The sequence below is a fragment of the Vibrio sp. SSH13-20 genome (assembly GCF_040104475.1).
Taxonomy (GTDB): domain Bacteria; phylum Pseudomonadota; class Gammaproteobacteria; order Enterobacterales; family Vibrionaceae; genus Vibrio; species Vibrio harveyi.
In genome coordinates, this window is the sequence record NZ_JBECOU010000011.1 from 37,821 (window position 1) to 55,747 (window position 17,927).

21 protein-coding genes are annotated in these 17,927 nt (G+C 45.9%); all 21 read right to left on the reverse strand.

Annotated elements, in window-relative coordinates:
• Positions 1-24 precede the first annotated feature (24 nt).
• Entirely contained in the window at positions 25-447 is a 423-nt protein-coding gene (locus ABMY42_RS23820; RefSeq protein ID WP_005429758.1) for a F0F1 ATP synthase subunit epsilon, read from the reverse strand.
• A gap of 18 nt (positions 448-465) precedes the next feature.
• The gene (atpD, locus tag ABMY42_RS23825) at positions 466-1,869 is read right to left on the reverse strand and encodes a F0F1 ATP synthase subunit beta (RefSeq protein WP_005451025.1); all 1,404 of its coding nucleotides are present in this window, start codon (positions 1,867-1,869) and stop codon (positions 466-468) included.
• Between the two features lie 35 nt (positions 1,870-1,904).
• A complete protein-coding gene (gene atpG, locus ABMY42_RS23830) occupies positions 1,905-2,771 on the reverse strand; it encodes a F0F1 ATP synthase subunit gamma (RefSeq protein WP_005440806.1) in 867 nt (288 codons plus the stop codon).
• Positions 2,772-2,815: 44 nt separating this feature from the next.
• Entirely contained in the window at positions 2,816-4,357 is a 1,542-nt protein-coding gene (gene atpA, locus ABMY42_RS23835) for a F0F1 ATP synthase subunit alpha (protein WP_005451027.1), read from the reverse strand.
• Positions 4,358-4,370: 13 nt separating this feature from the next.
• Positions 4,371-4,904, reverse strand: coding sequence for a F0F1 ATP synthase subunit delta (gene atpH, locus ABMY42_RS23840; RefSeq protein ID WP_272759108.1), 534 nt, complete (start codon positions 4,902-4,904; stop codon positions 4,371-4,373).
• Positions 4,905-4,918: 14 nt separating this feature from the next.
• Positions 4,919-5,389, reverse strand: a complete 471-nt coding sequence (atpF, locus tag ABMY42_RS23845; protein WP_005451032.1) for a F0F1 ATP synthase subunit B — start codon at positions 5,387-5,389, stop codon at positions 4,919-4,921.
• A 71-nt stretch (positions 5,390-5,460) separates the two neighbouring features.
• Entirely contained in the window at positions 5,461-5,715 is a 255-nt protein-coding gene (atpE, locus tag ABMY42_RS23850; protein ID WP_002540812.1) for a F0F1 ATP synthase subunit C, read from the reverse strand.
• A 55-nt stretch (positions 5,716-5,770) separates the two neighbouring features.
• Positions 5,771-6,583, reverse strand: a complete 813-nt coding sequence (gene atpB, locus ABMY42_RS23855; protein ID WP_005451034.1) for a F0F1 ATP synthase subunit A — start codon at positions 6,581-6,583, stop codon at positions 5,771-5,773.
• A gap of 8 nt (positions 6,584-6,591) precedes the next feature.
• The gene (locus ABMY42_RS23860) at positions 6,592-6,981 is read right to left on the reverse strand and encodes a F0F1 ATP synthase subunit I (protein WP_005440813.1); all 390 of its coding nucleotides are present in this window, start codon (positions 6,979-6,981) and stop codon (positions 6,592-6,594) included.
• A gap of 189 nt (positions 6,982-7,170) precedes the next feature.
• Positions 7,171-8,052, reverse strand: coding sequence for a ParB/RepB/Spo0J family partition protein (locus ABMY42_RS23865; RefSeq protein ID WP_005451035.1), 882 nt, complete (start codon positions 8,050-8,052; stop codon positions 7,171-7,173).
• 23 nt (positions 8,053-8,075) lie between these two features.
• The gene (locus ABMY42_RS23870) at positions 8,076-8,849 is read right to left on the reverse strand and encodes a ParA family protein (protein ID WP_005451036.1); all 774 of its coding nucleotides are present in this window, start codon (positions 8,847-8,849) and stop codon (positions 8,076-8,078) included.
• 10 nt (positions 8,850-8,859) lie between these two features.
• Complete coding sequence (gene rsmG, locus ABMY42_RS23875; protein ID WP_005451038.1) at positions 8,860-9,495, reverse strand: 16S rRNA (guanine(527)-N(7))-methyltransferase RsmG; 636 nt, start codon at positions 9,493-9,495, stop codon at positions 8,860-8,862.
• The gene (gene mnmG / locus ABMY42_RS23880; RefSeq protein ID WP_005451040.1) at positions 9,495-11,390 is read right to left on the reverse strand and encodes a tRNA uridine-5-carboxymethylaminomethyl(34) synthesis enzyme MnmG; all 1,896 of its coding nucleotides are present in this window, start codon (positions 11,388-11,390) and stop codon (positions 9,495-9,497) included. Before mnmG ends, rsmG begins: the two co-directional genes overlap by 1 nt.
• A gap of 469 nt (positions 11,391-11,859) precedes the next feature.
• The gene (mioC, locus tag ABMY42_RS23885; protein ID WP_005451042.1) at positions 11,860-12,300 is read right to left on the reverse strand and encodes an FMN-binding protein MioC; all 441 of its coding nucleotides are present in this window, start codon (positions 12,298-12,300) and stop codon (positions 11,860-11,862) included.
• 99 nt (positions 12,301-12,399) lie between these two features.
• Positions 12,400-13,761: a tRNA uridine-5-carboxymethylaminomethyl(34) synthesis GTPase MnmE gene (mnmE, locus tag ABMY42_RS23890; RefSeq protein ID WP_005451044.1), complete on the reverse strand. Its 1,362-nt coding sequence runs from the start codon at positions 13,759-13,761 to the stop codon at positions 12,400-12,402.
• A gap of 135 nt (positions 13,762-13,896) precedes the next feature.
• Positions 13,897-15,519: a membrane protein insertase YidC gene (gene yidC / locus ABMY42_RS23895; protein ID WP_005451045.1), complete on the reverse strand. Its 1,623-nt coding sequence runs from the start codon at positions 15,517-15,519 to the stop codon at positions 13,897-13,899.
• Positions 15,520-15,521: 2 nt separating this feature from the next.
• Complete coding sequence (gene yidD, locus ABMY42_RS23900; RefSeq protein WP_005451046.1) at positions 15,522-15,779, reverse strand: membrane protein insertion efficiency factor YidD; 258 nt, start codon at positions 15,777-15,779, stop codon at positions 15,522-15,524.
• The gene (gene rnpA / locus ABMY42_RS23905; RefSeq protein ID WP_009699098.1) at positions 15,746-16,069 is read right to left on the reverse strand and encodes a ribonuclease P protein component; all 324 of its coding nucleotides are present in this window, start codon (positions 16,067-16,069) and stop codon (positions 15,746-15,748) included. Before rnpA ends, yidD begins: the two co-directional genes overlap by 34 nt.
• Before the next feature lie 46 nt (positions 16,070-16,115).
• Positions 16,116-16,250, reverse strand: a complete 135-nt coding sequence (gene rpmH / locus ABMY42_RS23910) for a 50S ribosomal protein L34 (RefSeq protein WP_005378825.1) — start codon at positions 16,248-16,250, stop codon at positions 16,116-16,118.
• A gap of 242 nt (positions 16,251-16,492) precedes the next feature.
• Positions 16,493-17,230, reverse strand: coding sequence for an amino acid ABC transporter ATP-binding protein (locus tag ABMY42_RS23915; RefSeq protein WP_005451048.1), 738 nt, complete (start codon positions 17,228-17,230; stop codon positions 16,493-16,495).
• Positions 17,227-17,898 carry an amino acid ABC transporter permease gene (locus ABMY42_RS23920; protein ID WP_005451049.1) on the reverse strand — a complete coding sequence of 224 codons (672 nt, stop codon included), beginning with the start codon at positions 17,896-17,898 and terminating at the stop codon, positions 17,227-17,229. The genes ABMY42_RS23915 and ABMY42_RS23920 overlap by 4 nt, the downstream gene beginning before the upstream one ends.
• Positions 17,899-17,927 lie beyond the last annotated feature (29 nt).

Here is a 17,927-nt window from a genome sequence, read left to right on the forward strand (position 1 = left end):
TTCATGCAACGTTGCTAATTGAGCTTAGCGACGCTTTTTGGTCAGCTCGATAACTCGTAGCTGAGCAATGGCTTTAGCCAGTTCACTGGCCGCTTGTGCGAAGTCCATGTCACCATGCTGATTCTGGATTTGCTCCTCAGCGCGGCGCTTGGCTTCTTCTGCCTTCGCTGCGTCTAGATCTTCACCACGAATCGCAGTATCAGCCAGTACTGTAGCAGTACCAGGCTGAACTTCGACCATACCACCAGAGACATAAATGAACTCTTCGTGGCCGTGCTGTTTCACAATACGCACCATACCAGGCTTAATAGCGGACAGCAGCGGAGTGTGACCGTGGAAAATACCCAGTTCACCTTCGCTACCGGTCACCTGAAACGTTTCTACACGACCAGAGAAAATACGTTTCTCAGCGCTTACTACGTCTAGGTGAAAGGTTATTGGTGCCATATCGCCTCCTAGTTAGCCTTATAGCTTCTTCGCATTCTCGATAGCATCGTCAATCGTACCGCAGTACATGAACGCTTGCTCTGGAATGTCATCGTATTCACCAGCTAGTAGACCTTTGAAGCCACGTAGTGTCTCTTTAAGAGGTACGTAAACGCCTGGGTCACCTGTAAATACTTCCGCTACGTGGTAAGGCTGAGTTAGGAAACGCTCAATCTTACGTGCACGAGATACAACTTGCTTATCTTCTTCAGATAGCTCGTCCATACCTAGAATCGCGATGATATCTTTCAGCTCTTTGTAGCGCTGAAGTGTCTGCTGAACGCCACGAGCTGTGTCGTAGTGCTCTTGACCAACTACTAGTGGGTCTAGCTGACGAGAAGTCGAATCTAGTGGGTCGATCGCTGGGTATAGACCCATAGCTGCGATGTTACGGTTAAGTACAACCGTTGCATCCAAGTGCGCGAACGTTGTTGCTGGAGACGGGTCAGTCAAGTCATCCGCAGGTACGTATACCGCCTGTACAGACGTGATAGAACCTTGCTTAGTTGACGTGATACGCTCCTGTAGTACACCCATCTCTTCTGCAAGAGTTGGCTGGTAACCTACCGCAGAAGGCATACGACCTAGAAGTGCTGATACCTCAGTACCTGCAAGCGTGTAACGGTAGATGTTATCAACGAACAGAAGTACGTCACGACCTTCGTCACGGAAACGTTCTGCCATTGTTAGACCAGTCAGTGCAACACGTAGACGGTTGCCTGGTGGCTCGTTCATCTGACCGTAAACCATCGCTACTTTAGATTCTTCAGGATTCTCAACGTTTACAACGCCCGCTTCCTGCATCTCGAAGTAGAAATCGTTACCTTCACGAGTACGTTCACCAACACCAGCAAATACTGATAGACCTGAGTGTTGAAGTGCGATGTTGTTGATAAGCTCCATCATGTTAACGGTCTTACCTACACCTGCACCACCGAATAGACCGATTTTACCACCCTTAGCGAATGGACAAACCAAGTCGATTACTTTAACACCAGTTTCTAGAAGTGCTGTTTCGTTTGATTGCTCTTCGTAGCTTGGTGCTTCACGGTGAATAGAGTAAACCTCTTCTGCACCGATCTCACCACGCTCATCAATCGCGTCACCTAGGACGTTCATGATACGACCTAGAGTTTTAGTACCTACTGGTACTGAAATTGGAGCGCCAGTGTTAACCACTTCAACGCCACGACGTAAACCATCAGAGCTACCCATTACGATACAACGAACTACGCCACCGCCTAGCTGTTGTTGAACCTCAAGAACTAGACGCTCTTTCGATTCTGTAACGTTTAGAGCGTCATATACACTTGGTACTTCGCTCTGTGGGAACTCTACGTCGACTACCGCACCGATGATCTGTACGATCTTACCTGTAGCCATCGTTAATCCTCTAAACTATTTCGTTTTACCTAAGCTTAAACCGCAGATGCACCACCAACGATTTCCGACAGTTCTTGTGTGATCGCAGCCTGACGGGCTTTGTTGTACACAAGTTCTAGATCTTCAATCAAGTTGGTTGCGTTATCCGTTGCAGCCTTCATCGCAATCATTCGAGCCGCTTGCTCACAAGCAAGGTTCTCAACCACACCTTGGTATACCTGAGACTCTACGTAACGCACTAGAAGTGTGTCTAATAGAGGTTTTGGCTCAGGCTCATAGATGTAGTCCCATGAGTGCTCACGCTGCATCTCTTCGCTGTCCGATTTAGGCAAAGGTAGCAATTGATCGATCGTTGGTTGCTGAATCATAGTGTTCACAAACTTGTTAAACACCACATATAGACGATCCAGTTCACCTTCATCGTATTTCTTAAGCATTACGCCAACAGAACCGATTAGGTCTTCTAGGCTTGGGCTATCACCCAAACCAGAAACCTGTGCCGCAACTTTTGCGCCACCATGTTTAAAGAAAGCTGTTGCTTTTGAACCAATTACAGCCAGTTCAACTTCAGCACCTTTCTCTTTCCATGATTGCATGTCTGTAACGGCTTTCTTGAACACGTTAATGTTCAAACCACCACACAGACCACGGTCTGTCGAAACGATGATGTAACCAACACGTTTAGCTTCACGCTCTTCTAGGTACGGATGACGGTACTCTAGGTTTGCGTTAGCCACATGACCGATCACTTTACGCATTGTTTCAGCGTATGGACGAGAAGCTTCCATTGCGTCTTGAGAACGACGCATTTTTGAAGCTGCTACCATTTCCATCGCTTTCGTAATTTTCTGAGTGCTTTTAACACTACCGATTTTATTACGTATCTCTTTTGCGCCGGCCATCGTTACTCTCCGTTAGTTGGTGGCAGAAACTGCCACCGACCTAATTACCAAGTTTGGGTTGCTACGAAGTCGTCAGTCAGTTTCTTCAACTGAGCTTCAACTTCATCGTTGTATGCACCCGTCTTGTCGATCTCAGCTGCGAATTCAGCGTATTGACCGCGAGCGTACGATAGTAGAGCCGCTTCGAAATCTAGCAGTTTGCTTAGTTCAACATCTGCTAAATAGCCGCGCTCTGCCGCGAAGATTACTAGTGCTTGGTCAAATACAGACATTGGAGCGTACTGCTTTTGCTTCATTAGTTCTGTAACTTTTTGACCGTGGTCTAGCTGTTTCTTCGTCGCTTCATCAAGGTCAGACGAGAACTGCGCGAATGCCGCTAGTTCACGGTACTGAGCTAGTGCAGTACGGATACCGCCTGATAGCTTCTTGATGATTTTCGTCTGAGCTGAACCACCTACACGAGATACTGAGATACCTGGGTCAACCGCTGGACGTACACCTGCGTTGAATAGCTCAGTTTGTAGGAAGATCTGACCATCGGTAATCGAGATTACGTTAGTCGGTACGAATGCTGAAACGTCACCTGCTTGAGTTTCAATGATAGGAAGAGCAGTTAGAGAACCAGTCTTACCTTTCACTTCACCGTTAGTGAAACGCTCTACGTACTCTTCGTTTACACGAGCTGCACGCTCTAGTAGACGCGAGTGTAGGTAGAATACATCACCTGGGAATGCCTCACGGCCTGGTGGACGTTTTAGTAGTAGAGAGATCTGACGGTAAGCTACCGCTTGCTTAGATAGATCATCGTAAACAATCAGTGCGTCTTCACCGCGATCGCGGAAGTATTCACCCATCGCACAACCTGCGTATGGCGCTAGATATTGTAGCGCTGCAGATTCAGAAGCAGATGCAACAACAACGATAGTGTTAGCTAGCGCGCCGTGCTCTTCTAGTTTGCGAACTACGTTAGCGATAGTCGATGCTTTCTGACCGATTGCTACGTAGATTGAGAAAATACCAGAGTCTTTCTGGTTGATAATCGCGTCGATCGCCATTGCTGTTTTACCAGTCTGACGGTCACCGATTACAAGCTCACGCTGACCACGACCGATTGGGATCATTGAGTCAACTGATTTGTAACCAGTTTGCACAGGTTGGTCTACCGATTTACGGTCGATTACACCTGGTGCGATTACTTCTACAGGCGAAGTCAATTTAGCTTCGATTGGACCTTTACCATCGATAGGCTCACCTAGTGTGTTCACTACGCGACCTAGAAGTTCTGGACCAACTGGCACTTCAAGAATGCGACCAGTACCTGTAACTTTCATGCCTTCCTTAAGGTCAGCATATGGGCCCATTACTACCGCACCAACCGAGTCACGCTCAAGGTTAAGTGCTAGTGCATAACGGCCACCCGGTAATTCAATCATTTCACCTTGCATCACGTCCGCTAGGCCGTGGATGCGGATGATACCATCGCTTACCGATACGATAGTACCCTCGTTGCGAGCTTCACTAACAACTTCGAAAGATTCGATACGTTGTTTGATCAGATCGCTAATTTCCGTGGAATTAAGTTGCATGCTCCAATCCCCATTAAGACTGCAATGCATCGCTCAGGCGGTTCAAACGACCACGCGCTGAGTCATCGATGACTAGGTCTCCGGCTCGAATAATAACCCCACCAAGTAGGGTCTCATCTACACTGCAATTCAGCTTCACTTTGCGTTCAAGACGCACTTCAAGTTTGCTGCCAATGTTTGCAAGTTGTTCATCAGAAAGTTCGCTTGCTGAAATTACTTCAACATCGATTTCTTTCTCATGCTCTTTCTTCAATAGGAAGAATTGTTCACAAACATCAGGAAGGGCCGTCAGACGACCATTCTCAGCCATTACCTTAATCAGGTTTTGACCGTGCGCATCAACTTGTTCGCCACAAACTGCAACAAAGATTCCTGCCATTTTGTCAGCAGAAACTGAACCCGTTAGAAGTTCATTCATTTGTTCGTTTTTGGCAACTTCAGCAGCAAAAGATAGCATTTGACCCCATTGGTCTAGCTGATCTTTGTCTACAGCAAAGTCGAAGGCTGCTTTAGCATAGGGGCGTGCGATTGTAGTCAAATCAGACATATGCGCCCCCAGACTTAAAGTTTTGCAGTAATGTTGTCGAGAATATCTTTCTGAGCGTCTTTATCGATAGTACGCTCAAGGATTTTCTCAGCACCAGCTACAGCCAGAGTAGCAACTTGTTTGCGCAGCTCATCGCGTGCACGATTACGTTCAGCTTCAAGTTCTGCTTCCGCTTGCGCTAGGATTTTCTGGCGTTCTGCCTGAGCTTCCTCGCGAGCTTCATCAATAATTTGAGACTTACGCTTGTTCGCTTGGTCGATGATCTCAGTTGCTGTGCGCTTCGCTTCTTTCATCTGATCAGAAGCGTTGGCTTGTGCTAGATCCAAGTCTTTTGCAGCACGTTCCGCTGCTTGAAGACCATCAGCAATTTTCTTCTGACGCTCTTCGATCGCTTGCATCAATGGTGGCCATACATACTTCATGCAGAACCACACAAATAGTGCGAACGAGATTGCTTGACCTAGCAGAGTTGCGTTTATGTTCACAACAGCTACCCCTCTATTTGGACTTAGTGTTAATCAGTGACAAGCCTGAGCTCGTCCCGAGTTAAAGGTGATTAACCTAGTTGACCAACGAATGGGTTTGCGAATGTGAATAGTAGCGCGATTACGATACCGATCATTGGAACCGCATCAAGTAGACCTGCGATGATGAACATCTTAACTTGTAGCATAGGAGCCATTTCTGGTTGACGTGCTGCACCTTCTAGGAATTTACCACCTAGTAGTGCGAAACCAATCGCTGTACCAAGAGAAGCAAGACCGACGATAATACCTACGGCGATTGCAGAAAAGCTCAGTAAAGTTTCCATTACTATCTCCAATTTATAGTTGTTGGCTTAGTGCCCAAATAAAAAGCTTAAAAAATTAATGATCAGAATCTTCGTGTGCCATTGACAGGTAAACAATTGTCAACATCATGAATACGAAGGCTTGAATCGTAATAACCAAGATATGGAAGATTGCCCACGGTAGTGAACCCATCCATTGCAAGTACCATGGTAGCATTGCCGCACAAAGAATGAATACAACCTCACCCGCGAACATGTTACCGAATAGACGCATACCAAGTGATAGAGGCTTCGCTAGTAGCGATACCACTTCAATCAGTAGGTTAAACGGAATCATCAGTGGGTGATTGAATGGATGTAGTGCAAGTTCTTTTGCGAATCCACCTAGACCTTTCACTTTGATGCTGTAGTAGATCATCAATGCGAAAACGCCTAGAGCCATAGCCATGGTGATATTCACATCAGCAGACGGTACAACCTTAAGATAAGGGATACCTAGCCAATGCTCTGCTGGGTACGGTAAGAAGTCGATAGGAACTAAGTCCATCACGTTCATCAAAAATACCCAACAAAAGATAGTCAGTGCTAAAGGCGCGATCAGTGGGTTGCGTCCATGGAACGTGTCTTTGACGTTTTCCGCGACAAATTCAACGATCATTTCTACAGCACACTGAAGCTTACCCGGTACACCCGCTGTTGTTCTCTTCGCTACTTTGTAAAAAATTCCGAGGAAGATTAAACCAGTAAACCAAGAAAAAAACAGGCTATCGATATGTACGTTCCAGAAACTTGTCTCCTCCGCTACTAGACCTAACTTGTAAAGAGATAGGTTAGTAAGGTGGTGGGCAATGTAACCGGACGATGTTAGCGCTTCACCTGGCGCAGCCATAACTCATCCTATTTTTTGTTGTTAATGAATAGCACTGGTGCACAGATATTAATACCTAGTACCAGCAAATAGGTTAGTTTGAGGGGAACAAGTTCCACCTGCATATACATGTAGGCTACGTAGAACAACACAACCGTGATGAGGATTTTCAGAACTTCGCCTGTATAGAAAGAAGCCGCGATACGCTTGGCAGCGCGAGCCCCACTAAACATAAAAGCACATAACGCAAAGACAGCATTGGCAACAACAAAAATGCCCCCACCAACCAGCGCTGAAATTCCCCATTCAGGATTCACGGCTATCGCCATTCCTGCAGCCACAAAAATAACCGCGCCAGACTGGATCATTAACAATTGCTTTGCGAGCTCTCGTCCTGGTCTAGCTAACGCAGCTACCATGTATTCGTACCTCTAGTAATATCCACTTTGCACTAAACTCTCTGTGCAGGGAAATTGGCGAAAATTATACGGTGAGAACAATTGAATGCAATTATATTGCATCAAAAACTTACAGTTTTGTTTACAATCCGACAACTTTCACACAAAATTCGATTATTTTGATTAATTGACCTAAATCAATTATCTCATCTAGGCCTCTAGCTTGGCAATCAGTTGATCCAATTTGTGAGGCTCATCAAGACTTATCGTCACTTTCGCTTTGCCGTTTGCAGAACGAACCAAAGAAACTTTAGCATCAAGCAGTTGACTCAATTTATGCGACATTTGCTCTGCTTCGGTATCTTCTTGTTGAGCTTTTTGCTCATTCTGTGGGGCTAAGCACTTTTTTACTAACTGTTCGGTTTGGCGAACAGTCATTTGCTTCTTAGCTACTTGTTGCGCCACTTCGACCTGCTGTTCGCCTTCTAACGCTAACAGAGCTCGAGCATGACCCATTTCCAATTTTTTATCTGCAACCAGACCTTTTACATCAATTTCCAACTGATTTAGACGTAATAGGTTACTCACGGTCGTTCTTGATTTTCCGATCACATCGGCCACTTGCTGATGTGTCAGCGTGAATTCATCTTGTAGACGTTCAAGCGCTTGCGCTTCTTCAATCACGTTCAAATCTTCGCGCTGAATGTTTTCAATCAACGCCATCGCTATCGCAGCACGGTCTTCGACCTTTTTCACCAAACAAGGTACACGTTTTAGACCGGCTTGCTTTGCCGCACGCCAACGACGCTCACCAGCGATGATTTCAAACTGACCGCTTGCCACTTGGCGAACCACGATTGGCTGAATAATGCCTTGCGATTGAATCGAAGCGGCTAGTTCTTCTAGCGCTTCTGGAGCCATATCTTTACGCGGTTGGTAAACACCCGGCTGCAATTGACCAATAGCCAAATCAGTCAACTCGCCATCAGCCGACAACGCTTGGCTTTGCGATGCAATGTGCTGTTTTTCACGAGCTAACGAACTGGTCGACAACAACGCATCCAGTCCTTTTCCTAGACCACGCTTAGACATAGGAGGAATTCCTTAGGTTAGAGTTAAACTGGGATTTCTTCGCGGCGGAGCATTTCGCCCGCTAAAGCAAGATACGCTTTGGCGCCAGCTGAGTACTTGTCATAGTACATAGCTGGTTTACCGTGGCTCGGCGCTTCGGCCAAACGCACATTACGTGGGATCACAGTACGGTAAACTTTACTACCAAAGTGTTTTTTAAGTTGATCGGATACTTCATTAGATAGGCGGTTACGTGGGTCGTACATGGTACGCAGTAAACCTTCAATTTTGAGGTTCTCATTAACCACGGCCGCTAACTTGCTGATTGTATCCATAAGAGCAGTTAAACCTTCTAACGCAAAGTATTCACATTGCATCGGCACCAGCACAGAGTCGGCTGCGGCCATTGCGTTGATTGTAAGAAGGTTTAGAGAAGGAGGACAATCAATAAAGATGAAATCATAGTTATCGCGAACTGGCGCAAGGGCGTTTTTGAGACGAACCTCACGCGCGAACACTTCCATCAATTTGATTTCTGCAGCAGTCACGTCACCGTTCGCTGCAATCAGATCGTATTTCCCAGTGGTTTGTGTGCAAACCACTTGATCAAAAGGGGTATCTTCAACCAAAAGATCATACGCCGTCGCGTCAACCATGTACTTGTCGACACCACTAGCCATAGTAGCATTGCCTTGAGGGTCGAGATCGATCACCAAAACTTTGCGCTTTGTTGCCGCCATCGAAGCTGCTAAGTTAATGCACGTTGTTGTTTTGCCGACCCCACCTTTCTGGTTGGCGATTGCTACAATTTTACCCACGATTACCTCGCTAATTTTCCTTGCGCGATAAGATTACTAGATGACGATCACCTTCCAACTCAGGAACAGCTAAAGATATGATCTCCGTCACACTACACCATTCAGGAAGCTGATCTATTTCATCTTTAGGGTGTTGTCCTTTCAATGCAAGAAACACCCCTGAATCTTGTTTAGGCAAATGATGACACCATTCCACCATGTCCGTCATTGAAGCAAAAGCTCGACTCAAAACGCCATCAAATTTTTCTTCTGGCTGGAATTCTTCAACGCGACTTTGAATTGGTGTCACATTTTTCAACCCAAGTGCGTGCACAACTTGCTTGAGAAAACGAATGCGCTTACCAAGGCTATCGAGCAAGAAGAACGTCTTCTCAGGGTTCATGATTGCGAGTGGAATGCCAGGTAAACCAGGTCCTGTGCCAACATCGATAAAGCGCTCACCCGGTAAGTGAGTGCTAACGATGATGCTATCAAGGATATGTTTCACTAACATCTCAAGCGGATCACGGACCGACGTCAAGTTGTAAGCTTTGTTCCACTTGTCGAGCAATTCGACGTAACCGACTAACTGCTCGCGTTGCTTTTCAGACACTTCTAAATCGGTTTGTGCGATCAGCTCGTCTAATCTGGTACGTAAAGCGCTCATTATTCTTCCTCACCTTTCTTCAGCAAACCGTGCTTCTTCAGGTGAACAAGCAAAATAGAAATCGCCGCAGGGGTAATGCCCGAGATGCGAGATGCAATACCAATGCTTTCTGGTTTCGCTTCTGTCAGCTTCGCAACGACTTCATTGGAAAGACCTTTCACGTCTTTGTAGTCCAAATCAGCTGGCAACTTAGTGTGCTCATGGCGCAGTGATTTTTCGATCTCTTCTTGTTGACGCTTGATGTAACCATCGTACTTAACCTGAATTTCAACTTGCTCAGCAGCTTGTTGATCTTCCAGTGCCGGAGCAAAAGCTTCGAGCTCGGTCAATTGTGAGTATGAGATCTCTGGGCGACGAAGAAGATCCTCACCACTTGCTTCACGCGCCATTGGCGTTTTCAGCAGCTTGTTTAATTCATCGATACCAATTGAATTTGGATTCATCCAGGTCGACTTTAGGCGTTGGCGCTCAGTTTCCATGTTGTCGATTTTTTCGTTGAAACGTGCCCAACGAACATCATCAATCAAACCAAGTTCACGTGCTTTTTCTGTCAAACGCAAATCGGCGTTATCTTCACGTAGCAACAAACGGTATTCCGCTCGAGACGTGAACATTCGGTACGGTTCTTTGGTACCCATGGTCGACAGATCGTCAATTAGAACACCCATGTAAGCTTGGTCACGACGAGGGCTCCAGCCTTCTTTGCCTTGACTGTGCAAACTTGCATTAAGACCAGCCATTAAACCCTGTGCAGCAGCTTCTTCATAACCTGTTGTACCGTTGATTTGCCCCGCGAAGAACAAACCATTGATGAATTTGGTTTCGTACGTTTGCTTCAAATCACGAGGGTCGAAGAAATCGTATTCAATCGCATAACCAGGACGAACAATGTGTGCGTTTTCAAACCCTTTCATTGAGCGAACGATTTGAACTTGAACGTCAAACGGCAAACTGGTGGAAATACCATTAGGGTATAACTCGTGCGTCGTTAAACCTTCTGGCTCAATAAAGATTTGGTGACTGTTTTTATCCGCAAAGCGCATCACTTTGTCTTCGATAGACGGACAGTAGCGTGGACCGATACCTTCGATCACACCAGCGTACATTGGGCTACGATCAAGGTTATTACGGATCACTTCATGAGTTTGCTCATTGGTGTGAGTGATAAAACATGGGATCTGACGTGGATGGTGCTCTCGTTTCCCCATAAATGAAAATACAGGTGTCGGGTTGTCACCATGCTGCGCTTCTAGCACTGAGAAATCAACGCTTCGAGCATCAATACGCGGTGGCGTACCTGTTTTTAATCGATCAACTCGGAATGGTAGTTCACGCAATCGATCCGCCAATGCTATCGATGGTGGATCACCAGCACGACCACCGGATGAACTTTCCATACCAATGTGGATCTTACCACCAAGGAAAGTACCAACCGTTAATACCACAGCTTTCGCGTGGAATTTCAGCCCCATTTGTGTCACAACGCCAACCACACGATCTTGCTCCACAATCAGATCGTCGACCGATTGCTGGAACAGAGTTAGATTTGGCGCATTTTCTAATGCGTTGCGTACGTATGCTTTGTATAGAGCACGGTCTGCTTGAGCTCGTGTAGCTCGAACCGCTGGACCTTTGGAAGCATTTAGCGTTCGGAATTGAATACCTGCATGGTCAATGGCTTCAGCCATCAGACCGCCCATAGCATCCACTTCTTTTACTAAGTGACCTTTACCGATACCACCAATCGCCGGATTACAAGACATCTGGCCTAATGTATCGATGTTATGGGTAAGGAGAAGGGTTTTTTGTCCTGTGCGTGCAGATGCGAGCGCGGCTTCCGTTCCTGCGTGTCCGCCACCAACAACAATGACGTCAAAGTTTTCGTGATAAAGCATGAACTGACCTCAGGTATTCAAAGGATTTAATGGACAGATAAAAAAGAGCGGTATTTTACCTTTTTTATCTATGAGAGAGAATCGTTTTCTCGCTTTTCACATTTTAGACCTTAAGACTATATATATAAGATCTATATATATGATCTTTTATTGGATCTATTATTAGGATCGCAGGTTTCTGTGGATAACTGGAAAATGATCAACAAGATCATGGATCTTCTTTGGATCAAATCTTGTGATCATGATTTGATCTGATCGAGGATTTCCTGAGATCAAAATCGATGGTTATGCACAGGGCTAAAAAAAGATCTAAGTTGTTATTTGGATAACTAAAGGAAAGTCACTGGATCTTACCTTACTTATCCACAGATGTTTTGGGTGTTTTTTGAGCAGTTTAACGGTTTTGGCTGATAGGAGTTATTCACAAAGAGGAAAAACAGAGCCGTAATTCGGCTCTGTGAAAGGGGGATTAAGCAGAAAAACGTGCGAGGTTCTCGTTTAACCAAGCTTCTGCTGCGTCTTCAGGTACATCATGGTTAAGCACGTCTATTTTCAAGCAATCTGCTAAAGGTGTTGCACCAATATCTTCTAGTAGGTCATATGCATGCTGACCTGCTGCACAGAATGTATCGTAGCTTGAATCACCAATTGCGATGACGGCGAACTTCACATCCGCCATTTTTGGTGGCGTATTTTGCAGTGCGTTGATGAAAGGTTGGATATTGTCTGGATATTCACCTGCACCGTGAGTTGAAGTGATAACTAACCAAGTGCCTCGATTCTCGATCGACGACAACTCTGGTTGATTGTGGATCGTTGTTTCCAATCCGTTCTCATTGAGTAGATCACTTAGGTGATCACCAACGTATTCCGCACCACCGAGAGTACTGCCTGTAATAATGTGGATCATGTGTCTTCCTTTATAAGTCATACCAACGACAAGTTGCAGTTGTTCGTCAGTACAAAAAGAAACGCGGTGTTAAGCTTATGCCTGACACCGCGCGTTTTACTATTTACCGATACAGAATGAGGAGAAGATTCGTCCAAGGAGGTCATCGGAACTGAACTCTCCGGTAATCTCGTTCAAGTGTTGCTGAGTGATACGCAGTTCTTCTGCCAAAATCTCGCCAGCCATGAAGCCTTCAAGCTGTTCTTGACCTATTTGTAGGTGCTGAGCTGCACGTTCTAATGCATCGAGATGGCGACGACGAGCCATAAAGCCGCCTTCCGTATTGCCTGAGAAGCCCATACATTCTTTTAAATGGGTGCGTAAAGCATCCACACCTGCGCCTGTTTTTGCCGAAAGACGAATTAACGTTGGATCATTCACATGGCAGATCCCCATTTCTTCACCGGTTTGATCCGCTTTGTTACGGATCACCGTCATTCCAATATTGTTTGGTAGGCGATCAACGAAATCCGGCCATATGTCTTTTGGATCCGTGGCGTCAGTCGTGGTGCCATCTACCATGAAGAGCACACGGTCCGCTTGGGCTATTTCGTCCCATGCTCGCTCGATACCGATTTTCTCAACCTCATCTGAAGCATCACGCAGACCGGCAGTATCAATAATGTGTAGAGGCATACCATCAATGTGAATGTGTTCACGCAGTACATCACGTGTTGTACCGGCAATATCAGTCACAATTGCAGACTCTTTGCCTGACAGAGCATTCAGAAGGCTAGATTTACCCGCATTAGGACGACCTGCAATCACGACTTTCATACCTTCACGCATGATGGCGCCTTGGTTTGCTTCTTTACGCACAGCATCTAGGTTATCGATGATGGCTTGAAGATCGGCTGATACTTTTCCATCGGCAAGAAAGTCTATTTCTTCTTCAGGGAAATCGATCGCTGCTTCAACGTAAATTCGTAGGTGAATCAACGACTCCACCAGCGTTTGAATACGTTGTGAGAACTGACCCTGCAGCGATTGCAATGCTGATTTTGCCGCTTCTTCTGAGCTTGCATCGATCAAGTCTGCGATCGCTTCAGCTTGCGTTAAGTCCATCTTATCATTCAAGAATGCACGTTCTGAGAATTCGCCAGGACGGGCTGCACGAACACCATCAATGCCCAGAATACGTTTAATTAGCATGTCCATTACAACAGGACCGCCGTGACCTTGAAGTTCTAGAACGTCTTCGCCAGTGAACGAATGTGGGTTAGGGAAGTACAGTGCAATGCCTTGGTCTAGCACGGTGCCATCTTCCGCTTGGAATGGCAGATACTCTGCGTAGCGAGGCTTTAGCGTTTTACCTGTGACTTCTAGTGCCACTTGATTGGCCTTAGGGCCTGAAACACGAATAATGCCGACACCACCACGACCGGGTGCGGTAGCCTGAGCGACAATCGTATCTGTAGTCATAATCTTGCCTTTTGAGCTGGGCTATAGGGTTTTACAGACCTAGGGAGCCAGAACCAATTAGTTAGCTGAATTGTAATCAGCCAAAAACAAAAAGGCGACCTTTTGGCCGCCTTTCTTATGCTTTTCTATAAAGGTTTACTTAGTGTGTAAGCCTTTTTTCTCCAGCGCTTTGTAAATCAAAGTCTGCTGGATCAGCGTAACGATGTTCGACACCAACCAGTATAGAACTAGACCTGATGGGAAGAACAAGAAGAAGAAGGTAAACATAACCGGCATAAAGGTCATGATCTTCTGCTGCATTGGATCCGTTACTGTTGTTGGGCTCATCTTCTGGATTAGGAACATTGACGCACCCATCAGTAGCGGCAGGATGTAGTAAGGGTCCTGTGCTGAAAGGTCGTGAATCCAACCAAAGAATGGTGAGTGACGTAGCTCAACAGATTCCATTAGTGCCCAGTATAGAGCGATGAAGATAGGCATCTGTAGGATAAGAGGTAGACAGCCGCCCAGAGGGTTCACTTTCTCTTTCTTATACAGTTCCATCATCTCTTGGCTCATGCGCTGACGGTCATCACCGATGCGCTCACGCATAGCTTGCAGCTTAGGCTGTAGCATACGCATTTTCGCCATAGACGTGTATTGCGCTTTCGTTAGTGGGTACATTGCACCACGAACGATGAAGGTCAAACAGATGATTGCTACACCCCAGTTACCCACGAAGCTTTGGATGAAAGCAAGCAGTGAGTGAAGTGGTTTAGCGATGAACCATAGCCAGCCGTAGTCCACTACTAGGTCTAGGTTTGGTGCTACTGCAGCCATTTCTTTTTGCAGTTTAGGACCAACCCAAAGCGTTGCTTCAAACTTCGCTTGATCACCCGTCGCGATAGTTTTGTTTGGCATACGTACGCCGATATCACCTAGATTACCAATCACGCGAGTGTACAGGTTAGTACCTGGTTCGTTACGTGGGATCCAAGCTGCAGCGAAGTAGTGTTGGATCATTGCTGCCCAACCTTGACCATCTGCTAGGTTGAGAGACAAGTTGCGATCCTGCATGTCTTCAAAGCTGTATTTTTTGTAACGAACGTCTTCTGTTGAGTAAGCACCGCCACGGTAAGTTGGCATTGTGATGCTACCACCAGCGTCCATTAGGTTTTGACGCAAGTGAGCGTACATACCAAATGTTGCGTTGTTACCAGAGTTGTTCACTACATCGTATTCCACGTTCAGCGCGTAGCTGCCACGTTTCAGTACGTAAGTTTTAATGTATTCGATACCGTTTGCAGTGAACGTCATTGGAACGCGTAGTTCGTCTTGACCGTCAGCCAGTTTGAAGCTGTCTGCACTTACGTTGTAGTGAGGACGGTTAGTGCTGCTTAGGTCGATACCTTGAGGACCCACTAGACCGCTTTGCGCGATGAACTGGTGACCTTTAGTGTCTTTTAGCAGAACGAATGGATCTGATGAATCAAGTTCAGCAGAGTATTTGTTAAGGTCGGCATGTACCACATCGCCACCAACGGTGTCGATCGACAGAGTTAAAACATCAGTCGTTACTGTGATAGTTTTTGCAGAAGCTTGCTGTTGACCTGGAACTGGGTCTAGCTCATCAGCAAAAGATGGTGCAGGTAGAGTACTGCTTGATTGAGCCTGTTCAACTGCTTGAGGTGCTGGGTTCTTTGCTACTTGCCACTGTTGAAACAGCAAGAAAGAAACCAGTGCCAGAGCAATGAGCAGGATATTACGTTGAGAATCCATCGTTAGTTATCTCTGTCTTGTTTTTGGACTGGTGGAACGGGGTCATACCCCCCTTCATTCAAAGGGTGGCATTTTAATAGACGTTTGCCTGATAACCAACATCCTTTTACAAAACCGTGAGCTCTCAAAGCTTCTAGCGCGTAAGTGGAACAAGTTGGTGTGAACCGGCAGCGAGGACCAATCAGAGGGCTGATAAACCAGCGATAAAGATTAACGAGCCCAATGGCTATCCACGTGAAGGGCGAGACAGGCGATGCCATAGCTTATCAAACAACTTAAATAATTCCTCATTGCTTAAATCTTGCGCGCTTTTCTTCGCGATCACAACAAAATCTTTATTTGGAAGCTGATGTTGATTGTTACGAAAGCTTTCACGAGCCAAACGTTTAAAACGGTTACGACCGACAGCAGTTTTGATTTGCTTTTTCGGAACAGCTAAACCTAATCGTGGGTGAGAAAGTTTGTTATTGCGAGCAATGATGGTGAAATGAGGCGAGCCAGCTCGATGAGCTTGCTGGAAGACGTTTTGATAATGCTCGGGAGTTAACAAGCGTAACTCCCGATTAAACGCGTACGTGTTCAAAATAAACTAGCGATTATTTTGATAGGCGCGCACGGCCTTTTGCACGACGTGCGTTGATAACTTTACGACCGTTCTTAGTTGCCATGCGAGCACGGAAGCCGTGAGTACGCTTGCGCTTTAGAACTGTAGGTTGAAAAGTGCGTTTCATGATAATTACCTTTACTGATCAGTAGTTTTAGGTTCTTGTTAAACCCGGCGTGGGCATTTTGCTTTCTTTATATAAAGAAGCTCTTTATTAAAGAAGAACAACCGACGCCTCTCAACAAAGAGGCGGAATTGTAATCACACTCACATAATGTGTCAATGACTCATGAGTACGAAATTCCGACCGGGCGATTATACGTAGTGTGAGTCAAATCTCAAGGATCGATTGATCTTGATGCTTGATCTTTACTCTATTCCCACTTGGTTAAGGAATTTTTTCAAACGAGGATCTTGTGGATTATCGAAGATATCTTGTGGAGAACCTTGTTCAACAATGTTGCCTTCAGCCATAAAGATCACTCTGTCAGCGACTTCTTTGGCAAATTGCATCTCGTGCGTTACCACCAGCATGGTTTGGTGTTGATTCGCTAACTTCTTCATTAATGAGAGAACTTCTCCGACCCACTCAGGATCCAGAGCTGATGTTGGTTCATCAAAAAGCAGCAATTCGGGTTGCAGTGCCATCGCTCTACCGATACCCACACGTTGTTGTTGTCCACCCGAGAGCGCCGCTGGATAACTTTCACCTTTGTCCCCAAGACCAATGTCATCCAGAATCTGTTGAGCACGTTTTAACGCGTCATCTTTCTTCCATCCTCGAACAGTAATCAAGCCCTCTGCGATGTTCTGACGCGCATTCATATGAGCAAATAGGGCATAGTTTTGAAAGACAAACCCAGTACGGCGACGTAGAGCAAGCACTTCTGCTTTGGTGTGTTTTTGTGTGTCGACCGAAATGTCATCGATGGTAATGCGGCCTTCGTCTGCTTGCTCTAAGAAGTTTACGGTACGTAGAAGTGTCGACTTGCCAGTACCGCTTGAGCCGATAATAACGATGATCTCACCTTGTTTGATGTCGAGATCAATGCCTTTTAGAACTTCAGTATCGCCAAAACGTTTGTGAATGTTTTCTAGTTTGATCATCGTACGTACGCCTTATTCAATTTCGCTTCTGCCCAAATCTGTACTCGAGTCAGGATAACCACCACGCCCCAGTAAATCAGAGCGACAGCAAGGAACGCTTCAAAGAAACGGAAGCTAGACGAAGCTTCCATCTGCGCTTTGGCCATGATTTCTGCAACACCAAGTGTGAAGGCGAGGGATGTCGACTTAATCATATCGATGAAGTAGTTCATCAATGAAGGCAGTGCGACACGTGTTGCCTGCGGTAAAATCACACGGCGCATCGCTTGTGTGGTTGTCATACCGACCGACAAGCTTGCTTCCATTTGGCTGCGATCAATGCCAATGATGGCTGCACGAATGCTCTCTGCCATATAAGCGGCAAAGTGCAGCGTTAAACCAATTACCGCAGCAGAAAAGGCATCGATTCCCACCATAAATGGGAAGATTTGCGGTAAGCCGTAGTAGAGCAGAAACAGTTGTACTAAAAGCGGAGTACCACGGAAGAAGCTGATATAAAGTTGGCTCAATTGGTCGAGAACTGGCAGCTTAAATACGCGAATGTTCGCTAAAATGACGGATAGAATTAAAGAAAAGACCAATCCCCATGTGGCCATTTCCATGGTCGTGCCAAGATACTTGAGCAGTATCGGTAGCAGCTCCAGCATGTAATTAAAATCAAATCCCATACGACTTACCTTGAGAAAAGAAAAGGTGG

Excerpts from the sequence above, each read along its gene's own strand:
- atpA (WP_005451027.1), bottom strand. The coding sequence starts at position 4,357 with ATGCAACTTAATTCCACGGAAATTAGCGATCTGATCAAACAACGTATC.
- atpG (WP_005440806.1), bottom strand. The coding sequence starts at position 2,771 with ATGGCCGGCGCAAAAGAGATACGTAATAAAATCGGTAGTGTTAAAAGC.
- atpB (WP_005451034.1), bottom strand. The coding sequence starts at position 6,583 with ATGGCTGCGCCAGGTGAAGCGCTAACATCGTCCGGTTACATTGCCCAC.
- ABMY42_RS23820 (WP_005429758.1), bottom strand. The coding sequence starts at position 447 with ATGGCACCAATAACCTTTCACCTAGACGTAGTAAGCGCTGAGAAACGT.
- atpD (WP_005451025.1), bottom strand. The coding sequence starts at position 1,869 with ATGGCTACAGGTAAGATCGTACAGATCATCGGTGCGGTAGTCGACGTA.
- atpH (WP_272759108.1), bottom strand. The coding sequence starts at position 4,904 with ATGTCTGATTTGACTACAATCGCACGCCCCTATGCTAAAGCAGCCTTC.
- mnmG (WP_005451040.1), bottom strand. The coding sequence starts at position 11,390 with ATGCTTTATCACGAAAACTTTGACGTCATTGTTGTTGGTGGCGGACAC.
- ABMY42_RS23920 (WP_005451049.1), bottom strand. The coding sequence starts at position 17,898 with ATGGGATTTGATTTTAATTACATGCTGGAGCTGCTACCGATACTGCTC.
- rsmG (WP_005451038.1), bottom strand. The coding sequence starts at position 9,495 with ATGAGCGCTTTACGTACCAGATTAGACGAGCTGATCGCACAAACCGAT.
- atpE (WP_002540812.1), bottom strand. The coding sequence starts at position 5,715 with ATGGAAACTTTACTGAGCTTTTCTGCAATCGCCGTAGGTATTATCGTC.
- rpmH (WP_005378825.1), bottom strand. The coding sequence starts at position 16,250 with ATGAAACGCACTTTTCAACCTACAGTTCTAAAGCGCAAGCGTACTCAC.
- mnmE (WP_005451044.1), bottom strand. The coding sequence starts at position 13,761 with ATGACTACAGATACGATTGTCGCTCAGGCTACCGCACCCGGTCGTGGT.
- mioC (WP_005451042.1), bottom strand. The coding sequence starts at position 12,300 with ATGATCCACATTATTACAGGCAGTACTCTCGGTGGTGCGGAATACGTT.
- ABMY42_RS23865 (WP_005451035.1), bottom strand. The coding sequence starts at position 8,052 with ATGTCTAAGCGTGGTCTAGGAAAAGGACTGGATGCGTTGTTGTCGACC.
- yidC (WP_005451045.1), bottom strand. The coding sequence starts at position 15,519 with ATGGATTCTCAACGTAATATCCTGCTCATTGCTCTGGCACTGGTTTCT.
- ABMY42_RS23915 (WP_005451048.1), bottom strand. The coding sequence starts at position 17,230 with ATGATCAAACTAGAAAACATTCACAAACGTTTTGGCGATACTGAAGTT.
- yidD (WP_005451046.1), bottom strand. The coding sequence starts at position 15,779 with ATGGCATCGCCTGTCTCGCCCTTCACGTGGATAGCCATTGGGCTCGTT.
- ABMY42_RS23860 (WP_005440813.1), bottom strand. The coding sequence starts at position 6,981 with ATGGTAGCTGCGTTAGCTAGACCAGGACGAGAGCTCGCAAAGCAATTG.